At 65.0% G+C, this 16,505-nt stretch carries 12 protein-coding genes; 9 read left to right on the top strand and 3 right to left on the bottom strand.

Going from position 1 to position 16,505, the window contains the following annotated elements:
• Positions 1-10 precede the first annotated feature (10 nt).
• Positions 11-2,395, top strand: coding sequence for a penicillin acylase family protein (locus tag B4A72_RS14430; protein WP_292978925.1), 2,385 nt, complete (start codon positions 11-13; stop codon positions 2,393-2,395).
• A 22-nt stretch (positions 2,396-2,417) separates the two neighbouring features.
• On the opposite strand, the gene argE is transcribed toward B4A72_RS14430, so the two are convergent.
• Positions 2,418-3,590: an acetylornithine deacetylase gene (gene argE / locus B4A72_RS14425; protein WP_292951946.1), complete on the bottom strand. Its 1,173-nt coding sequence runs from the start codon at positions 3,588-3,590 to the stop codon at positions 2,418-2,420.
• Between the two features lie 14 nt (positions 3,591-3,604).
• Entirely contained in the window at positions 3,605-4,561 is a 957-nt protein-coding gene (locus B4A72_RS14420) for a LysR substrate-binding domain-containing protein (protein WP_292978923.1), read from the bottom strand.
• 147 nt (positions 4,562-4,708) lie between these two features.
• Between B4A72_RS14420 and B4A72_RS14415 the strand changes: the two genes are divergently transcribed.
• The 6 genes from B4A72_RS14415 to B4A72_RS14390 all read left to right on the top strand — a co-directional run bounded on the left by B4A72_RS14415 (position 4,709) and on the right by B4A72_RS14390 (position 11,694).
• Positions 4,709-6,310: an ABC transporter substrate-binding protein gene (locus B4A72_RS14415; RefSeq protein WP_292978921.1), complete on the top strand. Its 1,602-nt coding sequence runs from the start codon at positions 4,709-4,711 to the stop codon at positions 6,308-6,310.
• Between the two features lie 73 nt (positions 6,311-6,383).
• Positions 6,384-7,361 carry an ABC transporter permease gene (locus tag B4A72_RS14410; RefSeq protein ID WP_292951937.1) on the top strand — a complete coding sequence of 326 codons (978 nt, stop codon included), beginning with the start codon at positions 6,384-6,386 and terminating at the stop codon, positions 7,359-7,361.
• On the top strand, positions 7,358-8,269 hold the full coding sequence (locus tag B4A72_RS14405) for an ABC transporter permease (protein ID WP_292951934.1): 912 nt from the start codon (positions 7,358-7,360) through the stop codon (positions 8,267-8,269). The genes B4A72_RS14410 and B4A72_RS14405 overlap by 4 nt, the downstream gene beginning before the upstream one ends.
• Positions 8,266-9,252, top strand: a complete 987-nt coding sequence (locus B4A72_RS14400) for an ABC transporter ATP-binding protein (RefSeq protein WP_292951931.1) — start codon at positions 8,266-8,268, stop codon at positions 9,250-9,252. The genes B4A72_RS14405 and B4A72_RS14400 overlap by 4 nt, the downstream gene beginning before the upstream one ends.
• Complete coding sequence (locus B4A72_RS14395) at positions 9,249-10,253, top strand: ABC transporter ATP-binding protein (protein ID WP_292951928.1); 1,005 nt, start codon at positions 9,249-9,251, stop codon at positions 10,251-10,253. Before B4A72_RS14400 ends, B4A72_RS14395 begins: the two co-directional genes overlap by 4 nt.
• A gap of 25 nt (positions 10,254-10,278) precedes the next feature.
• Positions 10,279-11,694: a M20 family metallopeptidase gene (locus B4A72_RS14390; protein WP_292951924.1), complete on the top strand. Its 1,416-nt coding sequence runs from the start codon at positions 10,279-10,281 to the stop codon at positions 11,692-11,694.
• A gap of 79 nt (positions 11,695-11,773) precedes the next feature.
• Here B4A72_RS14390 and B4A72_RS14385 read toward each other — a convergent pair whose 3' ends face one another.
• Positions 11,774-12,784 (bottom strand): LysR family transcriptional regulator, encoded by a 1,011-nt coding sequence (locus tag B4A72_RS14385; RefSeq protein ID WP_292978919.1) that lies wholly within the window; start codon positions 12,782-12,784, stop codon positions 11,774-11,776.
• 281 nt (positions 12,785-13,065) lie between these two features.
• Here B4A72_RS14385 and B4A72_RS14380 point away from each other — a divergent pair, with 281 nt between their 5' ends.
• Together B4A72_RS14380 and purU are read left to right on the top strand one after the other, a co-directional pair.
• Positions 13,066-15,486, top strand: coding sequence for a GcvT family protein (locus tag B4A72_RS14380; RefSeq protein WP_292951918.1), 2,421 nt, complete (start codon positions 13,066-13,068; stop codon positions 15,484-15,486).
• Positions 15,487-15,599: 113 nt separating this feature from the next.
• The gene (purU, locus tag B4A72_RS14375) at positions 15,600-16,505 is read left to right on the top strand and encodes a formyltetrahydrofolate deformylase (protein WP_292952046.1); all 906 of its coding nucleotides are present in this window, start codon (positions 15,600-15,602) and stop codon (positions 16,503-16,505) included.

The raw sequence follows: 16,505 nt of genomic DNA, 5'->3' as shown, positions 1-16,505 counted from the left end.
AGCCCGACCCATGCCTGAAACCCCTTCTGACACGAATCCCGGGACCGCGCCCGAGACATTCGTCCTGCACGGCCTTGAAGGACCGGCCGAGATCCGCGTCGATCGATGGGGCATCGCCCATATCGAGGCGGGCAGCCTTCACGATGTATTCTTCCTTCAGGGCTGGAACGCGGCACGCGACCGCCTGTGGCAGATCGACCTGTGGCGCAAGCGCGGGCTTGGCCTGCTGGCCGCCGATTTCGGTCCGGGGTATCTTGCACAGGATCATGCCGCGCGACATTTCCTCTATCGCGGCGACATGGACGCGGAATGGGCGGCCTATGGCGACGGGACGCGGGACATCTGCGCCGCCTTCGTCGCGGGCATCAATGCCTGGATCGCACTGACCCGGGTCGAGCCCGATCGCCTGCCGCCGGAATTCGCGCTGCTGGGAACCCGTCCCGCAAGCTGGGAACCGGAAGACGTTGTGCGGATCCGCAGCCACGCGCTGGTCCACAACGCATTGTCCGAGATCCTCCGCGCGCAGGTTCTAGGCAGGGCCGATGCCGAAACCGATCGGCTGCGCGCCGATCTGGAACCCCCGGTCGATCCGGGATCCCTGACCGGTTCGGATCCCCGCGATGTGCCCCTTGCGGCCTGCGAACTCTACAAGCTCGGGACCGCGCCGGTCAGCTTCGAACCCGCGCGGCTGCAAGCGACGCTGGACGAGGCGCCAAGCTGGTCGCGCGTGACCGCCCAGGCCGAGGTGGTGCGCCGGCTTGCCGACGAGGGCTCGAACAACTGGGCGGTGCATGGCGAGCGAACCGAAACGGGCCGGCCGATCCTTGCAAGCGACCCTCACCGAACCCAGGCCGTGCCATCGCTTCGCTATCTCGTTCACCTGCGCGCGCCGGGCCTGGACGTGATCGGGGCGGGCGAACCCGCCGTGCCGGGCGTGTCGATAGGCCATAATCAGGATCTGGCCTTCGGGCTGACGATCTTCCGGGCCGATCAGGAAGACGTCTATGTCTACGAGACCGATCCTGCCGATCCCGATCGCTACCGCTACGGCGGCGGGTGGGAAAGCGTGGTGCGCGTCGATGAACGCTTCGCGGTCAAGGGCTGTCCCGATCAGCATCTTGCCCTTTCCTTCACCCGCCACGGACCGATCCTGCACCAGGACCACCGGCGCCGGCGGCTTGTGGCGATCCGGTCGGTCTGGGCCGAACCGGGAAGCGCCGCCTATCTGGGCAGCCTGTCCTATCTTCGCGCCGATACGGTCGATGCCTTTGCGCGATCGTTGTCGCATTGGGGCAGCCCGGCGGTGAACCATGTCGCGGCAGACACGAAAGGCGATATCGGCTGGTTCACGGCCGGTTTGGTGCCATTGCGCGCCAACTGGCCCGGAATCCTGCCGGTTCCCGGCGATGGCAGATACGAATGGCAGGGGTTTCGGGATGCCGCCGCGCTGCCACGGGCAAAGAACCCGGCCGGGGGTTTCGTGGCCTCGGCCAACGAGATGAACCTGCCGAAATCGTTTCTCGCGAAGGACGCGCCTTCGATCGGGCACGAATGGGCCGATGGCAGCCGTGCCCGCCGCATCAGACAAACCCTGTCCGAACAGACGCGCCATGGGCTTGCCGATTCCGCGGCCCTTCAGACCGACGTTCTGTCCCTGATCGCGGAACGCCTATGCGCCTGTCTCGAGAATCTCCCGGCGACCGGCGACACCGGCGCTGCCCTTCGATTGCTTTCGGGATGGAATTCCTGTCTGACGGCCCAGAGCGCGCCGGCGGCGCTGTTCGAATTGTGGTGGATGACCCACCTTCGCCCCGGCATCCTTGGCCGCTTCGCGCCCGATCCGGATCTGCGGCGGCTTCTGCTGCCGGGCGACCTTGACCGCCTGGTCGTGCTGATCGAGACGCCCGAGCCTGCCTGGAGCACGGAAGATCGCGACGCGCTTCTGACCCGAACACTCGCCGCGGCCTGGGCCGATTGTGCGACGCGGCTTGGACCCGATCCCGCCGCTTGGGCCTGGAGCCGTCTGCATCAGGCGCTGATGCGTCACGCCGCAAGCCCATTGCGCGGAAATGCCGAATGGGATGTCGGACCGCATGGCGTGGGCGGCTCTCAGTCCACCGTCATGAACATGGCCTATCGGCCGGAGGACTTTTCGGTCACCTCCGGCGCCTCGGTCCGGCTGGTGATGGATGTGGGAGACTGGGATCGCAGCCTGTGTCTGAACTATCCCGGCCAATCCGGCGACCCGCGTTCGCGGCACTACGCCGACCTGGCCGAGACATGGGCGGCATCGGACCATGTGCCCTTCCTCTACTCGCCGGATGCGATCAGCAAGGCCACGGCACGGCTGCTGCGGTTCAAACCGGCAACCAGCCCGGGACGATCTGCTGTCTGATCCGTCTTTCGGTAGCGGCCGGTCACCGCCAATCGCGTCCGATACGGGCCCAATCTGCAAGCTGCGCGAGAAAGGCGTCACAGGCGTCCAGTTGCGATTGTTCCACATATTCATCCGGCTTGTGCGCCTGCGTGATCGACCCCGGTCCGCAGATGATCGTCGGCACGCCCAGCATCTGGTCAAAGCGGCCGCCTTCGGTTCCGAAGGCGACCTTGGAATGTCCGTTGCTGCCCGTCAGGCTTTTGGCCAGCGTCACCACGGGCGCGTCGGGCGACGTGTCCAGCCCCGGAAACTGGGCATAGAGGTCGATCTCGATCCCGGCTTCGGGGGCGATACGCTGCATCGCGGCCTCCAGCTCGCGCGCGTAGTCGCGCAGTTCGTCGACAAGCGCATCGGCATCCTCGAAGGGCAGCACGCGGAATTCGCAATCGAAGACGCAGATGTCGGGCACGATGTTCAGCGCGGTGCCGCCGCGGATGATGCCGGTATGGGCGGTGCTGTGGGTGATGTCGTAGTCACGGTCGATACCGCCCCGCGCGGCCAGCCGGGCGGCGATGTCCTGCATCCGCACGATCAGCCGCGCGGCCTGGTCGATCGCGTTCACGCCCTGCGGCGCCAGCGAGGAATGACACCCCCGGCCCCGCACCGTCACCCGCATCGACCGCTTGGCCTTGTGGCCGGTGACCACCTGCATCAGCGTCGGCTCTCCGACGATGCACATGGCGGGGCGGATGTTTTCGGATTGCAGCATCTCCAGCAGGCCCACGACGCCGACGCAGCCGACCTCCTCGTCATAGGAAAACGCCAGATGCACGGGACGGGCCAGATCCCGCGCGACCAGGCCCGGCACGGCGGCCAGCGCGCAGGCCAGAAAGCCTTTCATGTCGCAGGATCCGCGCCCGTACAGCCTGCCGTCCCGCGCATCCAGCGTGAACGGATCGCTGGCCCAGTCCTGACCATCCACCGGCACCGTGTCCGTATGTCCCGACAGGATCACACCGGACCGGTCGGCGGGTCCGATGGTCGCCCACAGGTTGGCCTTCTGACCGGTCTCGTCCGGGATCGTGCGGCTCTCGACCCCATACGCGGATAGAAAGTCCCCCACATACCGGATCAGCGGCAGGTTCGAGACGCGGCTGGTCGTGTCGAAGGCGACAAGCTGCGCCAGGATATCGCGGCTGGACGGTGTGGACATCAGGATTTCCTTTGTCAGGTCGAATGCGGCGGCTTGGGGTAGGCGGCGCGGTCAAGGCTGACGCGGACCGCCTGCACGAAGGCCAGCGCCACCGACGAGGGCGCACGGCTGGAAGGCAGCAAAAAGTTCGTGCTGTAGGCGATGGCAGGCAGAAAGGGGCGCATGACGACATTCTCGCCCATCTGGTGGACCAGCGGGAACGGGTTCAGCAGCGACACGCCCAGGCCTTCGCGCACGAATTCGGTCACGGACACGTTGGTCGATGCCTCCATCACGCGGTTCAGGTGCAGGCCCGCCCGGTCGAACAGCCGGTCGATGGCGGCACGGCTGGAATGGCGGCGCGACAGGGCGATGAATGCCTCGTCGCGCAGGTCTTCGGGGCGAATCACCTCGAAGGAGGCAAGGTGGTGTTGCTTGGGCAGGATGCAGATCGCCTGCGTTTCCAGAAACAGCTCGCTGGTGATGCCTTCATGGGCCACGTTGCTGTCGGTCATCCCGACATCGAACCGACCCTCGGCGATGCCCGTCAGCAGGCTGTCGCTGGCCAGCACGTCAAAGGTGATCTGCAGGTCGGGGTTGCGCCGCTTGAAGGCTGCGATCCGGCTGGGAAGGAAGCGATGGGCGATCGTCGGCGGGGCGACGATGGACAGCGTGCCCGCATGGGCCGTTTCGGGCTGTGCCGCGTGATTGGCGATGCGCGCCAGCGTCTCGAAGACGGGCGTCAACTGCTCGTTGATCGACAAGGCCTCGACCGTGGGCACCAGCCGGCCGCCGGCGCGCATGAACAGCTGAAAACCCAGACGATCCTCGAGCTGCGCCAGCCGGCGGCTGACCGCGGATTGCGAGATGCCCAGCCTGCGTGCGGCGTTGATGGCCGTGCCGCCGCCGACCAGCGACTGCAAAACCTCGAGTTCGCGCAGGGTTATGCCGGCGCGGCGCTGGTCGGCATCGGCGGCGGTTTCGGGATCCATGTGCGACCTATTACAAAAACGCATTGATATTCCAGATTGACATCTGGTTATCGCATAATACCCTGTCCGCCAAGCAGGATTGCATCACCGGGGATCAACCCCGGACCGACAACCCCGACAGCAAACCCCAACAGGAAGGACATGACGATGAAAGCGCTGACCCTGCCATTGCTGGCCGGCATTGCCGTCGCCGGAATCGCGCCCGCCACGGCCCAGGAACTGACCATCGGCCTCAAGTCCGAGGCGACCTCGATGGACCCGCAATTCCATCAATTGTCGACCAATATCCAGGTCACAAAGAACATCTTCGAGGCGTTGACCACCCAGGATGCGGTGCAGAAGGTCACCCCCGGCCTGGCCGAAAGCTGGGAGGCGGTAGACGACACCACCTGGCGGTTCAAGCTGCGCCAGGGGGTCAAGTTCCACGACGGCAGCGACTTTACCGCCCGCGACGTGATCTATTCCTTCTGCCGGGTGCCGCTGGTGCAGAATTCGCCATCGGCCTACACGATCTATACTGCCGGCATCGCCGACATGCAGGCCGAAGACGATTATACGCTGACCATCAGGACCAAGGCCACCAACCCGCTTCTGCCCAGCGAAATGTGGAGTCTGGCGATCGTGTCGGCCAACGCCCTGGGCGCCGAAGACCAGGTGACCTATGGACCCGACGGCACCTGCGAGGGGATGGGCGATGTGCCCCAGGCGCCGGCCTTCAACGATCCCGGGATCGCCGTCGGCACCGGGCCCTACGTGCTGGACAATTATACCCGCGGCTCGGAAATGGTCGTGACGCGGTTCGACGATTACTGGGGCGGCACGCCCGATTGGGAACGGGTCGTGATGCGGCCGATCACAAGCGACGGGCCGCGCGTGGCCGCGCTGCTGGCCGGTGACGTGGACATGATCGAATCGCCCCCGATCCAGGACATCCCCCGGATCGAGCAGGCGGGCTTCTCGGTCGTCGATGCCTTGTCCAACCGGATCATCTATCTGCACATGCTGCAGCAGGAAGATGCACCCGGCATCAGCGGCGCCGAGGGCAACCCGCTGCTGGATCCCCGCGTCCGCGAGGCGATTTCCCTGTCCATCAACCGCGAAGCCATCGCGGAACGGATCATGGGCGGCTATGCCCAGCCCGCCGGCGAATTGCTGCCGCCGCCGATGTTCGGCACCTCGGGCCGTCCGGTCGATGCCTATGACCCCGAACGCGCCAGGGAGCTGCTGGCCGAGGCCGGCTATCCCGACGGCTTCTCGATCACGCTCGGCACGCCGAACGACCGCTATATCAACGACGAACAGGTGGCCCAGGCGGTCGCCCAGATGATGTCCCGCATCGGCATCCAGACCCGCGTCGATGCCAGCACCGCCAGTCAGTTCTTCTCGCGCCGCAACGCGCTGGAATTCCCGATCTACATGGCCGGCTGGGGCGCGTCCTCGGGCGACATGTCCTCGCCGCTGAAATCGCTGGTGGCGACCTATGACCCCGAAACGGGCATGGGACCGACCAATGCCGGGCGCTATTCCAACCCGGACATGGACGCCCTGCTGATCGAGGCGATGTCGACCATCGACGACGAGAAACGCGACCAGATGCTGCAAGAGGCGGAAACCATGGTGCTGGACGATTACGGAATCATCCCGCTGCACTACGAACAGACCGTCTGGGCGATGAAGTCGGACCTGTCCTACGAACCCCGCGTGGATCAATATACCATGGCCACCGAGGTCAAGCCCGCCGCCAAGTGATCCGAACCGCCGGCCCCCCTGACGTGGGGTGCCGGTGCCGTTGCCGATTGCCGGCCCACCAGGGATCCAAGCCATGATCGTCTATCTTGTCCGCCGCCTTGGCCAGAGCCTGCTTGCCGTGATGGCAATGGCGGTGCTGGTATTCATCGGCGTCTATTTCATCGGCAATCCCGTCGATGTGCTGATCAACCCCGAGGCCAGCCAGGCCGACATCCTGGCCACGACCGAACGTCTGGGCCTGGACAAGCCCCTGTATCAGCAGTTCGGCATCTTCATCTGGAATGCCCTTCAGGGCGATCTGGGCACCTCGTTCGTCTATGGCCGCCCGGCGCTGGACATCATCCTGGATCGCCTGCCGGCGACGATGGAGCTGGCTCTGGTCGCGCTGATCCTGTCGGTGGGCATCGGCATCCCGCTGGGGGTCTGGGCCGGACTGCGCCCCCACAGCATCGCCGGGCGCACGATCATGGGCGGCTCGATCCTGGGTTTCTCGCTGCCGAACTTCTGGCAGGGGATGCTGCTGATCCTGGTCTTCGCCGTCATCCTGGGCTGGCTTCCCGCGGGCGGACGCGGCGAGACGACCGAATTCCTGGGCATGCAGGTCAGCTTCCTGACCTGGAACGGATTGTCGCACCTGATCCTGCCCGCGATCAATCTGGCGCTGTTCAAGATGTCGCTGATCATCCGCCTGGCCCGCGCTAACACGCGCGAGGTCTGCCTGCAGGATTACGTGAAATTCGCCCGCGCCAAGGGCCTGTCCGGCCGCCGCGTCGTGCTGGTCCATGTGCTGAAGAACATCATGATCCCCGTCGTCACCATCATCGGGCTCGAGCTGGGCTCGATGGTCGCCTTCGCCATCGTCACCGAAACCGTCTTTGCCTGGCCGGGCATGGGCAAGCTGCTGATCGACAGCATCAACCTGCTCGATCGTCCGGTCATCGTCGCCTACCTGATGCTGACGGTGCTGATCATCGTGGGCATCAACCTGGCCGTCGACGTGATCTATTCGCTCCTGGACCCGCGCATCCGCCTGTCGGAGATGAAGGGATGACCGACATCGCCAGCCCCGCCGCGCCGGTGCGCATCGACAGCCCGACCAGGCGCATCGTCAAGGAATTCCTCGAGGATCCCGTCGCCGTCATCGGGCTGATCCTGTTCATCCTGATCGCGCTGATCGCCCTCGCGGCGCCCTGGATCGCGCCGCAGAACCCCTATGACCTGGCCCAGCTGGACATCATGGACGGCGCCCTGCCGCCCGGCGAGGCCAGCTTCGGCACCGGCATGACCTATTGGCTGGGCACCGACCAGCAGGGGCGCGACATGCTGTCGGCCATCATGTACGGGCTGCGCGTCAGTCTGATGGTCGCGATGGTGTCGCTGGCGCTGGCGATCACCATCGGCACCATTGTCGGCGTCTCGGCCGCCTATTTCGGCGGCCGGCTGGACAGCATCATCATGCGGATCGTCGATCTTCAATTGTCCTTCCCGGCCATCCTGATCGCGCTGATCCTGCTGGCCTTGCTGGGGCGCGGCGTCGACAAGGTGATCCTGGCGCTGGTGATCGTGCAATGGGCCTATTACGCGCGCACGGTGCGCAGCTCGGCCATGGTCGAGCGGCGCAAGGATTATATCGATGCCGCGCGCTGCCTGGCGCTGTCCAATCCGCGCATCATGTTTCGCCACCTGCTGCCCAATTGCGTGCCGCCGCTGATCGTGGTGGCGACCGTCCAGATCGCGCAGGCCATCGCGCTGGAGGCGACGCTGTCCTTTCTGGGTGTGGGCGTGCCGATCACGGAACCCTCGCTGGGGCTGCTGATCGCGAACGGCTATGATTACCTGCTGTCGGGCAGCTACTGGATCAGCATCTTTCCGGGCATCGCGCTGGTGATGACGATCATCGCCATCAACCTTGTCGGCGATCGTCTGCGCGATGTCCTGAACCCGAGGTTGCAGAAATGACCGCCCTGCTGGATGTCCGGAACCTGCAGACGCATTTCTTCACCCGCGACGGCGTGGCCAAGGCGGTGGACGGGGTCAGCTTCTCGCTGGAACGCGGGCAGATCCTGGGCCTGGTGGGCGAATCGGGATCGGGCAAGTCGGTCACCGGCTTTTCGATCCTGGGGCTGGTCGATCCGCCGGGCCGCGTGACCGGCGGCCGGATCCTGTTCGATGGCGACGATCTTGTCGCCGGCGGCGAGGCTGCGCTGCGTCCCTTGCGCGGCAAGCGCATCGCGATGATCTTTCAGGATCCGATGATGACGCTGAACCCGGTATTGCGCATCGACACGCAGATGATCGAAACCGTGCGGGCCCATGACAGGGTCACCAAAGCCGAGGCGCTGCGCCGATCGCGAGAGGCGCTGGTGCAGGTTGGCATCTCGTCCCCCGACGAACGTCTGCAAGGCTATCCGCACCAGTTCTCGGGCGGGATGCGTCAGCGCGTGGCCATCGCCATCGCGCTGCTGCACAAGCCCGACCTGATCATCGCGGATGAACCGACCACGGCGCTGGACGTGACCATCCAGGCGCAGATCCTGTCCGAGGTGCAGGCCCTGTGCACGCAATCCGGGACGGCGCTGATCTGGATCACCCATGACCTGGCGGTGGTGTCGGGCCTCGCCGACCGGCTGGCCGTGATGTATGCCGGCCGCATCATCGAGGAAGGCCCCACGGCCGAGGTCATTTCCAACCCCCGCCATCCCTATACACGCGGGCTGATCGACAGCGTGCCGCAGGGCAAGCGCCACGGCGCGATGCTGACGCAGATCAAGGGCATGACCCCCTCGCTGCTGAACCTGCCCGAAGGGTGCAAGTTCGCCCCCCGCTGCCCGCGCGCCGATGCCGCCTGCCAGGTCGAGCCATCGCTGGACCCGGCCGGGGCGGATCGCAGCCTGCGCTGCCATCATCCCTATGCCGATGCGGACCAGAGGCTGACGTCGTGACCCAAGAGACCATCCTGACCATCGACAACGTGTCCAAACGGTTTACCAAGAATCTGGACATCGCCGAACGCACCGCCCGCAAGCTGGGCGCGAAGATCGCGCCGGTGACCGTCCATGCCGTTGACAATGTCAGCCTGGACATCCGCCGGGGCGAGGTTCTGGGTCTGGTCGGCGAATCCGGCTGCGGCAAGTCCACCCTGGGGCGGATGGTTGCGGGGCTGGACGCGCCCTCGGACGGACGCATCGTCTATAACGGACAGGACGTGGCCGGGCTGAAGGGCGCCGCCGCCCGCGATGCCGCGCTGAAGATCCAGATGATCTTTCAGGATCCGATGTCCTCGCTGAACCCGCGGATGCGGGTCCGCGACATCGTCGGAGAGGCGCCACGCGTCCACGGCATCGTGTCCAGGGACCGGGTGGATGCCTATGTCGAGGATATCCTGGACCAGGTGGGGCTGGATCCGACGACGGCCAAACGCTATCCGCATCAGTTTTCCGGCGGCCAGCGGGCGCGGGTCGGCATCGCCCGCGCGCTGGCGGTGCGGCCCGACTTCCTGGTCTGCGACGAATCCGTGGCGGCGCTGGACGTGTCGATCCAGGCGCAGGTGCTGAACCTGTTCGTGAAGCTGCGGCAGGATTACGACCTGACCTACCTGTTCGTCAGTCACGATCTGGGCGTGGTCGAACATGTCTCGGACCGGATCGCGGTGATGTATCTCGGCCGCCTCGTCGAACTGGGCGAGGCCGAGGCACTGATCGCCCGTCCGAATCACCCCTATACACAGGCGCTGATCAGCGAGATCCCGACATTCGAGACCGGCAAGCGCCGTTATCACGCCATCAAGGGCGAGATCCCCTCGCCCCTGGACCCGCCCAAGGGGTGCCATTTCCACCCCCGCTGCCCCCATGCCCATGACCGCTGCCGCACCGAGGTGCCGGCCCTGCGCGAGGTGGCGCCCGGCCGGATGTCGGCCTGCCACCTGAACGACCGGGCGGCCTGACGCCCCACTTCCAAGGAGATTTCAGTTGCGAAACGACAACCCGATCTGGCCTTTCGTCGATCAGAAGGCGGTGGATTTCACCGGCCTGGCCGATCGCGTCTTCGACACACCCGAACTGGCCTATGACGAGGTCAAGTCCTGCGCCGCGCACACGCAGATGCTGCGCGAGCAGGGTTTTCGCGTGACCCGGAATGTCGCCGGCATTCCCACCGCCGTGATGGGCGAGGCGGGCGAAGGCGGGCCGGTCATCGCGATCTTGGGCGAATACGACGCGCTGCCCGGCCTGTCGCAGGAACCCGGGCTGGCCCAGCCCCGGCAGATCGCCGATCACGGCTTCGGCCATGGCTGCGGGCACAACCTGCTGGGTTCGGCCGCATTGTCCGCAGCCACCGCCGTCAAGGATTGGCTGGAATCCGAAGGCATTGCCGGCCGCGTGCGCTATTACGGCTGTCCCGCCGAAGAAGGCGGCGCCGCCAAGACCTACATGGTCCGCGAGGGTCAGTTCGACGACGTCGATATCGCCATCACCTGGCACCCGGCCAGTTTCAACGCGGTCGACGACATGCGGTCGCTGGCCAATACCCGGATCGATTTCACCTTCCACGGCAAGGCGGCGCACGCGGCGGGCGCGCCTGAACTGGGGCGGTCCGCGCTGGATTCGGTCGAGCTGATGAACATCGGCGTCAACTACATGCGCGAACACATGCCGGATGCGGCGCGGGTGCATTACGCCTATCTGGACGCGGGCGGCATCGCGCCGAACGTCGTGCAGGCCAGGGCCACGGTGCGCCAACTGATCCGCAGCCCCAGCCTGGGCGGACTGTCGTCACTGGTCGAACGCGTGCGCGCCATCGCCGAGGGCGCGGCGCTGATGTCGGGAACCCGGGTAACCTCGCGCGTCTTTTCGGCGGTGTCGAACCTGACCGAGAACCGACCCCTGTCCGAGGCGATGCAGGCCGAGTTCGAGGCTCTGGGCCCCGTCCCCTTCGACGCCGAGGATGCAGTCTTTGCCAGCAGCATCCGCGAAAGCCTGTCGCGCGAAGACATTGCCGACACATTCGAACGTCTGGCGATGAAACCCGATTATGACATGGCGCTGTGCGATTTCATCGCGCCCCTGGACCGGCCCTTCATGGGCGGCATGGGCTCGACCGATGTGGGCGATGTCAGCTGGGCGGTCCCGACCGTCCAGGCGCGCGTGGCGACCTGCGCGGTGGGCACGGCGCTGCATAGCTGGCAGCAGACCGCGCAGGGCAAGGCGCCCGCCGCGCACAAGGGGATGCTGCACGCCGCCAAGGTGATGGCCGCGACCGCCCGCAGGGCGCTGACCGATCCGGCCCTGATCGCGGCGGCGAAAAAGGCCCATGAATCGCATCTGGCCGAATACCCCTATACCTGTCCGATTCCGCCCGAAACCAGGCCGCCCGTCGGCGAAGGCTGATGCTTCGGTGCAAGCTTGTCCGGCCATGTGGACCTGGCGGGCAAGGTGCGCCGGCGGAAACTGCTGCTCTGGAACGGGATCAGACCAGCAATTCGTGACACACCTCTATCGAGCCGGTCATATGTGGCGCCATTCTGGCGAATTCCCGCACCGCCTCCTGTTGAAGCAGGGCGCGAAATTGTCTGGCCAGGGTTTCGGGTAGCGAACCCAGTTCATCCACCCGGTTGATCAGATAGATCTGCCGAGACAGCCCTGCAAAGGGAAGCGTCGACAGATCGATCTGGTCCTTGAACCGGCCAGCGTCGAGAATGCTGAGCGGTGTTGTCAGCGTCCAGCCGCCGGTGCGGGCAACGGTCGCAATGACCGACCTGCTGGCCTCGAAGGAAAACCGTCGCGGCGCGTAAAAGCCGATCCGCTTCAGATGCGTCGATACCATTCGACCCATCGGCATCGCTTCGGAATACTGCACCAGCGGCAGGTCCGACAGCTGCGCGCGCCAGTCGAGATCTGCGGAATATGCCCCGCGCGCCGTCACCAGCACGAATTTCTCGCGCAGAATCTGAAGGATCTGAAACTGGTGCATGTTGGCGGGGATGCTGGCGGTAACGGCGATATCGGCCTCTCGCGAGATCAGCCGGGAGGTGACCTGATCGGAGCGGCCCGAAAAGGTGCAGATGAAGCAGCGCGGCAGTCTGGCTTGCAGGGACGCGGCCAGCGCAGGGGTCAGCGAGGCGTCCAGATCGTCGATGACCGCAAAGTCGAGACGGGGCAGACTGCCAAGGTCAAGCTCTGCCAACGCCTCTTCGGCAATCGAAACCGTGGCGAGAATCCGATGCGCGTGCAGGCTGAGAGCCTGACCCGCCGGTGTCAACGAGATCGGTTTTTGCGTCCGGTCGAACAGCTTGGCTCCGATGCCGTTTTCCATGGTCGTGATCTGCTGCGACACATTGGACTTGCTGAGCCCCAGGGCCCTGGCGGCCTCGGCCACCGAACGCGCCTGTTCCAGCGCGATGAAAACCCGCAGACCGCGCAGCGAAAGCCGGCCCGTGGCGTCGGCGGTGAGTTTTGGCCTGATGCGGTTGTCGGTCATGTCGCGGTCGATTTTCTCTCCGGCTCCGGGAGCGCGCACGGATGTCTTGCGGGTTGCGCCAGTCTCGATGCCCAGGGATGCGGCTGTGCCTCGTCAGCCGCGAGAATGCAGCATTCCCATCGGTTCGCAAGCCGGTCATGTCCCGGCAAGGCGCGAGCCCCGTTCGCAACCGACTGCGGTATCGTTCTGATTTCCTGAACATGGGGCATTGCGATTGACCCGAGGCAGGCCCGTCCCGTTCCCTGATTGCAGGTCAAGCTTCTGCAAGACGGAAAGTGGCGATGAAGAATCAGACGCGCGTGGTCGTTATCGGTGGGGGTATCGCGGGATGTTCGACGCTGTACCATCTGACACAAGAAGGATGGACCGATGTCGTGCTGGTCGAGCGCAATGAACTGACATCGGGCACGACCTGGCATTCCGCGGCGCAGGTGACCAATTTCGGCGCCACGCAGACCATGGTCGGGCTGAAGAGCCACTCGATCAGGCTCTACAAGGAACTGGCGGACGATCCCGAATATCCGATCAACTACCATCATGCCGATGGCGGCATAAGGCTGGCCAATACCGATCGGCAGATGGACGGCTATCGCCACTTCATCAGCGTCGCCAAGGGCATGGGCGTCGATTTCGAACTGATCGACGCCGAGGAATGCGGCCGCCGTCACCCGCTGATCTCGACCGACAACCTGCTGGGCGGTCTTTGGGATCCGCTGGACGGCGATATCGACCCGGCGCAGCTGTGTCAGGCCTTGGCTCGCCGGGCCCGTCGCGCCGGGGCCGAGGTTTATCGCAATACCCCGGTGACGGGGCTGACCCAGCATACCGATGACAGTTGGAGCGTCCATACCGAACAGGGCGACATCCGCTGCGAAATCGTCGTCAATGCCTGCGGCTATCGCGTGAACGAGGTCGGCGCGATGATGGGCGTTCATCACCCCGTCGCCTCCATGGAACACCAGTATTTCCTGACCGAGCCGATCCGGGCCATCGAGGAGGCCGGCCACCGTATGCCGCTGTTGCGCTGCCCGATCAGCGATTATTACTGCCGCCAGGAAAAGAACGGCCTGCTGGTCGGCTTCTACGAACAGGACTGCAAGACCTGGGGCATGGACGGGATCGACCCGAATTTCGTCAACGCGCTTTGCCCCGACGATCTGGATCGGGTGATGAGCGTGCTGGAAGGTGCCTTTGCGCGGATGCCGGCCCTGATGGAGACGGGAATCCATACCGTCGTCAACGGACCGATCACCTACACGATCGACGGCGCACCCCTGGTCGGACCCATTCCGGGGAAACGCAATGCGTTCTGCATCATCGGCTTGCGCGCCGGCTTGGGCGAAGGTGGTGGCCATGGCTGGCTGCTGGCGCAGCAGATCGTGCATGGCGAGGCCTGCTATGACACCTGGGGCATCGACCCGCGTCGCTTTGCCGGCCATGGCAATGTCGAACTGACCGCCCTGAAGGCGATCGAGGATTACCAGAACGAATTCCGCTTTCACTTTCCGCACGAGCATCGCCCGGCCGGCCGGCCGATCAAGACCACGCCCCTGACCCCCGTTCTGGCCGCCGAGGGGGCGGATTTCGGCGTCGTCAACGGCTGGGAGCGCATGGCCTATATCAAGCCCGGCCCGGATTTCGAGGAAACCTACAGTTTCCGGTTCAACGAAACCTTCGATGTGATCGGCGACGAAGTGAAGGCGGTTCAGACCGGCGTCGGCCTGACCGAGGTCAACGGCTTCAACCGGATCGAGATCACCGGTCCCGGCGCGCGCGACTGGCTGGACGGGATGATCTGCGGACGGATCGCCGGAAAGGTCGGCAAGGTCGGGCTGGGCTACCTGCTGAACGAGCATGGCCATGTAAAGGCCGAGGCGACGCTGGCCAATCTGGACGAGGATACGATCTGGTACGGATCGGCCGCCGCGTCGGAATTCCACGACATGGACTGGCTGCGGACACATTTGCCCGATGACGGGTCGGTGTCGCTGCGCTCGCTGACCAACGACTGGACCATCCTTGTTCTGGCCGGCCCGAAATCGCGCGACGTGCTGTCGGCGGTCGCGCGCGGCGACTGGTCGGCCCGTGCGTTTCCGTGGCTGTCCGTGCGCCGGGCCTTCGTCGGCATCGCCCCTGCGGTGGTGATGTCGGTCAGCTTCTCGGGCGAACTGGCCTACGAGATTCATGTCCCCAACAATCAGCTTCATGCCGCCTATCTCGCGCTGCGCAACGCCGGCAAGGTCCATGGCTTGCGGCTGTTCGGATCCCGCGCGGTCGAATCGATGCGCCTGGAAAAGGGCTATCGCCAATGGAAGGCGGATCTGATCACCGAATTCGGCCCGGTCGAAAGCGGACTGGATCGGTTCGTCAAGGCAGACAAGCCGAATTTCGTGGGCAAGGCCGCCCTGGAGGCGCAGATGGCGAAAGGTCCGCGTCGCAGGTTCGTCAGTCTGGTTATCGAATGCAGTCATGCCCCGGCCCATGGCGGCGACAGCATTCTGTCGAACGGCACCTGCATCGGCACGGTAACCTCGGGCGGCTGGGGATATCGGACCGGGAAGAACATCGCGATGGGCTTTGTCGATCCGGATTTCGCAGAGATCGGAACGCCGCTGTCGGTCGAGGTGATCGGCGAGGCCGTGGCCGCCTGCGTGGTCGACCCCTGTCTCCATGATCCACAGAACGAATTGATGCGCGCATGACCCAAGACCACGTGAAGGTTCTGGCGCCGGCGAAGCAGGCGATCGGCTGCAACGTCGGGGCCCGCATGAAAGCCGATGGATCCGGGGTCGATCCGGGCAGTGTGACGATGCCGATGGACGCGAAACCCGTGGCCACCCGATATTGCCTGACGGTTGCCTGCGCCTCCAGGCGCGGCATCGTCGCGGCCATCGCGGGCTATCTGGCCGATGCTGGCTGCAACATCACCGCAAGCGCGCAGTTCGACGATCCGCAGACCGGCCGGTTCTTCATGCGCGTCAGTTTCGTGCCCGAAACGGGCGCCACGCTTGAGCAGCTTGAAAAGGGCTTTGCCCATATTGCCGGGAAACTGGGGACCGATTTCCAGTTCCGCGACGAATCCCGCAAGATGAAGCTCGTGGTGATGGTCAGCCGGTTCGGCCACTGCCTGAACGACCTGCTGTATCGCTGGCGGATCGGGGCGCTGCCGGTCGATATCGTCGCCGTGGTGTCGAACCACATGGATTACCAGAAACTGGTGGTCAATCACGACATTCCTTTCCACTGCATCAGGGTGACACGGGAAAACAGGCCCGAGGCCGAGGCGCGGATCATGGCGGTGGTCGAGGAGACCGGCGCCGACCTGATCGTGCTGGCCCGCTACATGCAGATCCTGTCGGACGCGCTGTGCAAGAAGATGTCGGGTCGGATCATCAACATCCACCATTCGTTCCTGCCGTCCTTCAAGGGCGCCAACCCCTACAAGCAGGCGTATCAGCGCGGGGTGAAGCTGATCGGCGCGACCAGCCATTACGTGACCGCCGATCTGGATGAAGGCCCGATCATCGAACAGGACATCATCCGCGTGACCCATGCACAATCGGCCGAGGACTATGTCAGCCTGGGGCGCGATGTCGAAAGCCAGGTTCTGGCCCGCGCGATCCACGCCCACGCCACCCACCGCGTCTTCCCGAACAACAACAACAAGACCGTCGTCTTCCCGGCCTCGCCCGGAAGCCATAGCAGCGAACGCATGGGCTAG

Source organism: Paracoccus sp. UBA5162, assembly GCF_002413585.1.
Taxonomy (GTDB): Bacteria; Pseudomonadota; Alphaproteobacteria; order Rhodobacterales; family Rhodobacteraceae; genus Paracoccus.
The sequence above is the reverse complement of the archived record's forward strand: the minus strand, read 5'-3'. Positions and strand labels throughout refer to the sequence as shown.

What these genes read in the sequence shown, in the direction of transcription:
- B4A72_RS14430 (WP_292978925.1), top strand. Translation starts at nt 11, where the DNA reads ATGCCTGAAACCCCTTCTGACACGAATCCCGGGACCGCGCCCGAGACA.
- argE (WP_292951946.1), bottom strand. Translation starts at nt 3,590, where the DNA reads ATGTCCACACCGTCCAGCCGCGATATCCTGGCGCAGCTTGTCGCCTTC.
- B4A72_RS14420 (WP_292978923.1), bottom strand. Translation starts at nt 4,561, where the DNA reads ATGGATCCCGAAACCGCCGCCGATGCCGACCAGCGCCGCGCCGGCATA.
- B4A72_RS14415 (WP_292978921.1), top strand. Translation starts at nt 4,709, where the DNA reads ATGAAAGCGCTGACCCTGCCATTGCTGGCCGGCATTGCCGTCGCCGGA.
- B4A72_RS14410 (WP_292951937.1), top strand. Translation starts at nt 6,384, where the DNA reads ATGATCGTCTATCTTGTCCGCCGCCTTGGCCAGAGCCTGCTTGCCGTG.
- B4A72_RS14405 (WP_292951934.1), top strand. Translation starts at nt 7,358, where the DNA reads ATGACCGACATCGCCAGCCCCGCCGCGCCGGTGCGCATCGACAGCCCG.
- B4A72_RS14400 (WP_292951931.1), top strand. Translation starts at nt 8,266, where the DNA reads ATGACCGCCCTGCTGGATGTCCGGAACCTGCAGACGCATTTCTTCACC.
- B4A72_RS14385 (WP_292978919.1), bottom strand. Translation starts at nt 12,784, where the DNA reads ATGACCGACAACCGCATCAGGCCAAAACTCACCGCCGACGCCACGGGC.
- B4A72_RS14380 (WP_292951918.1), top strand. Translation starts at nt 13,066, where the DNA reads ATGAAGAATCAGACGCGCGTGGTCGTTATCGGTGGGGGTATCGCGGGA.
- purU (WP_292952046.1), top strand. Translation starts at nt 15,600, where the DNA reads ATGGACGCGAAACCCGTGGCCACCCGATATTGCCTGACGGTTGCCTGC.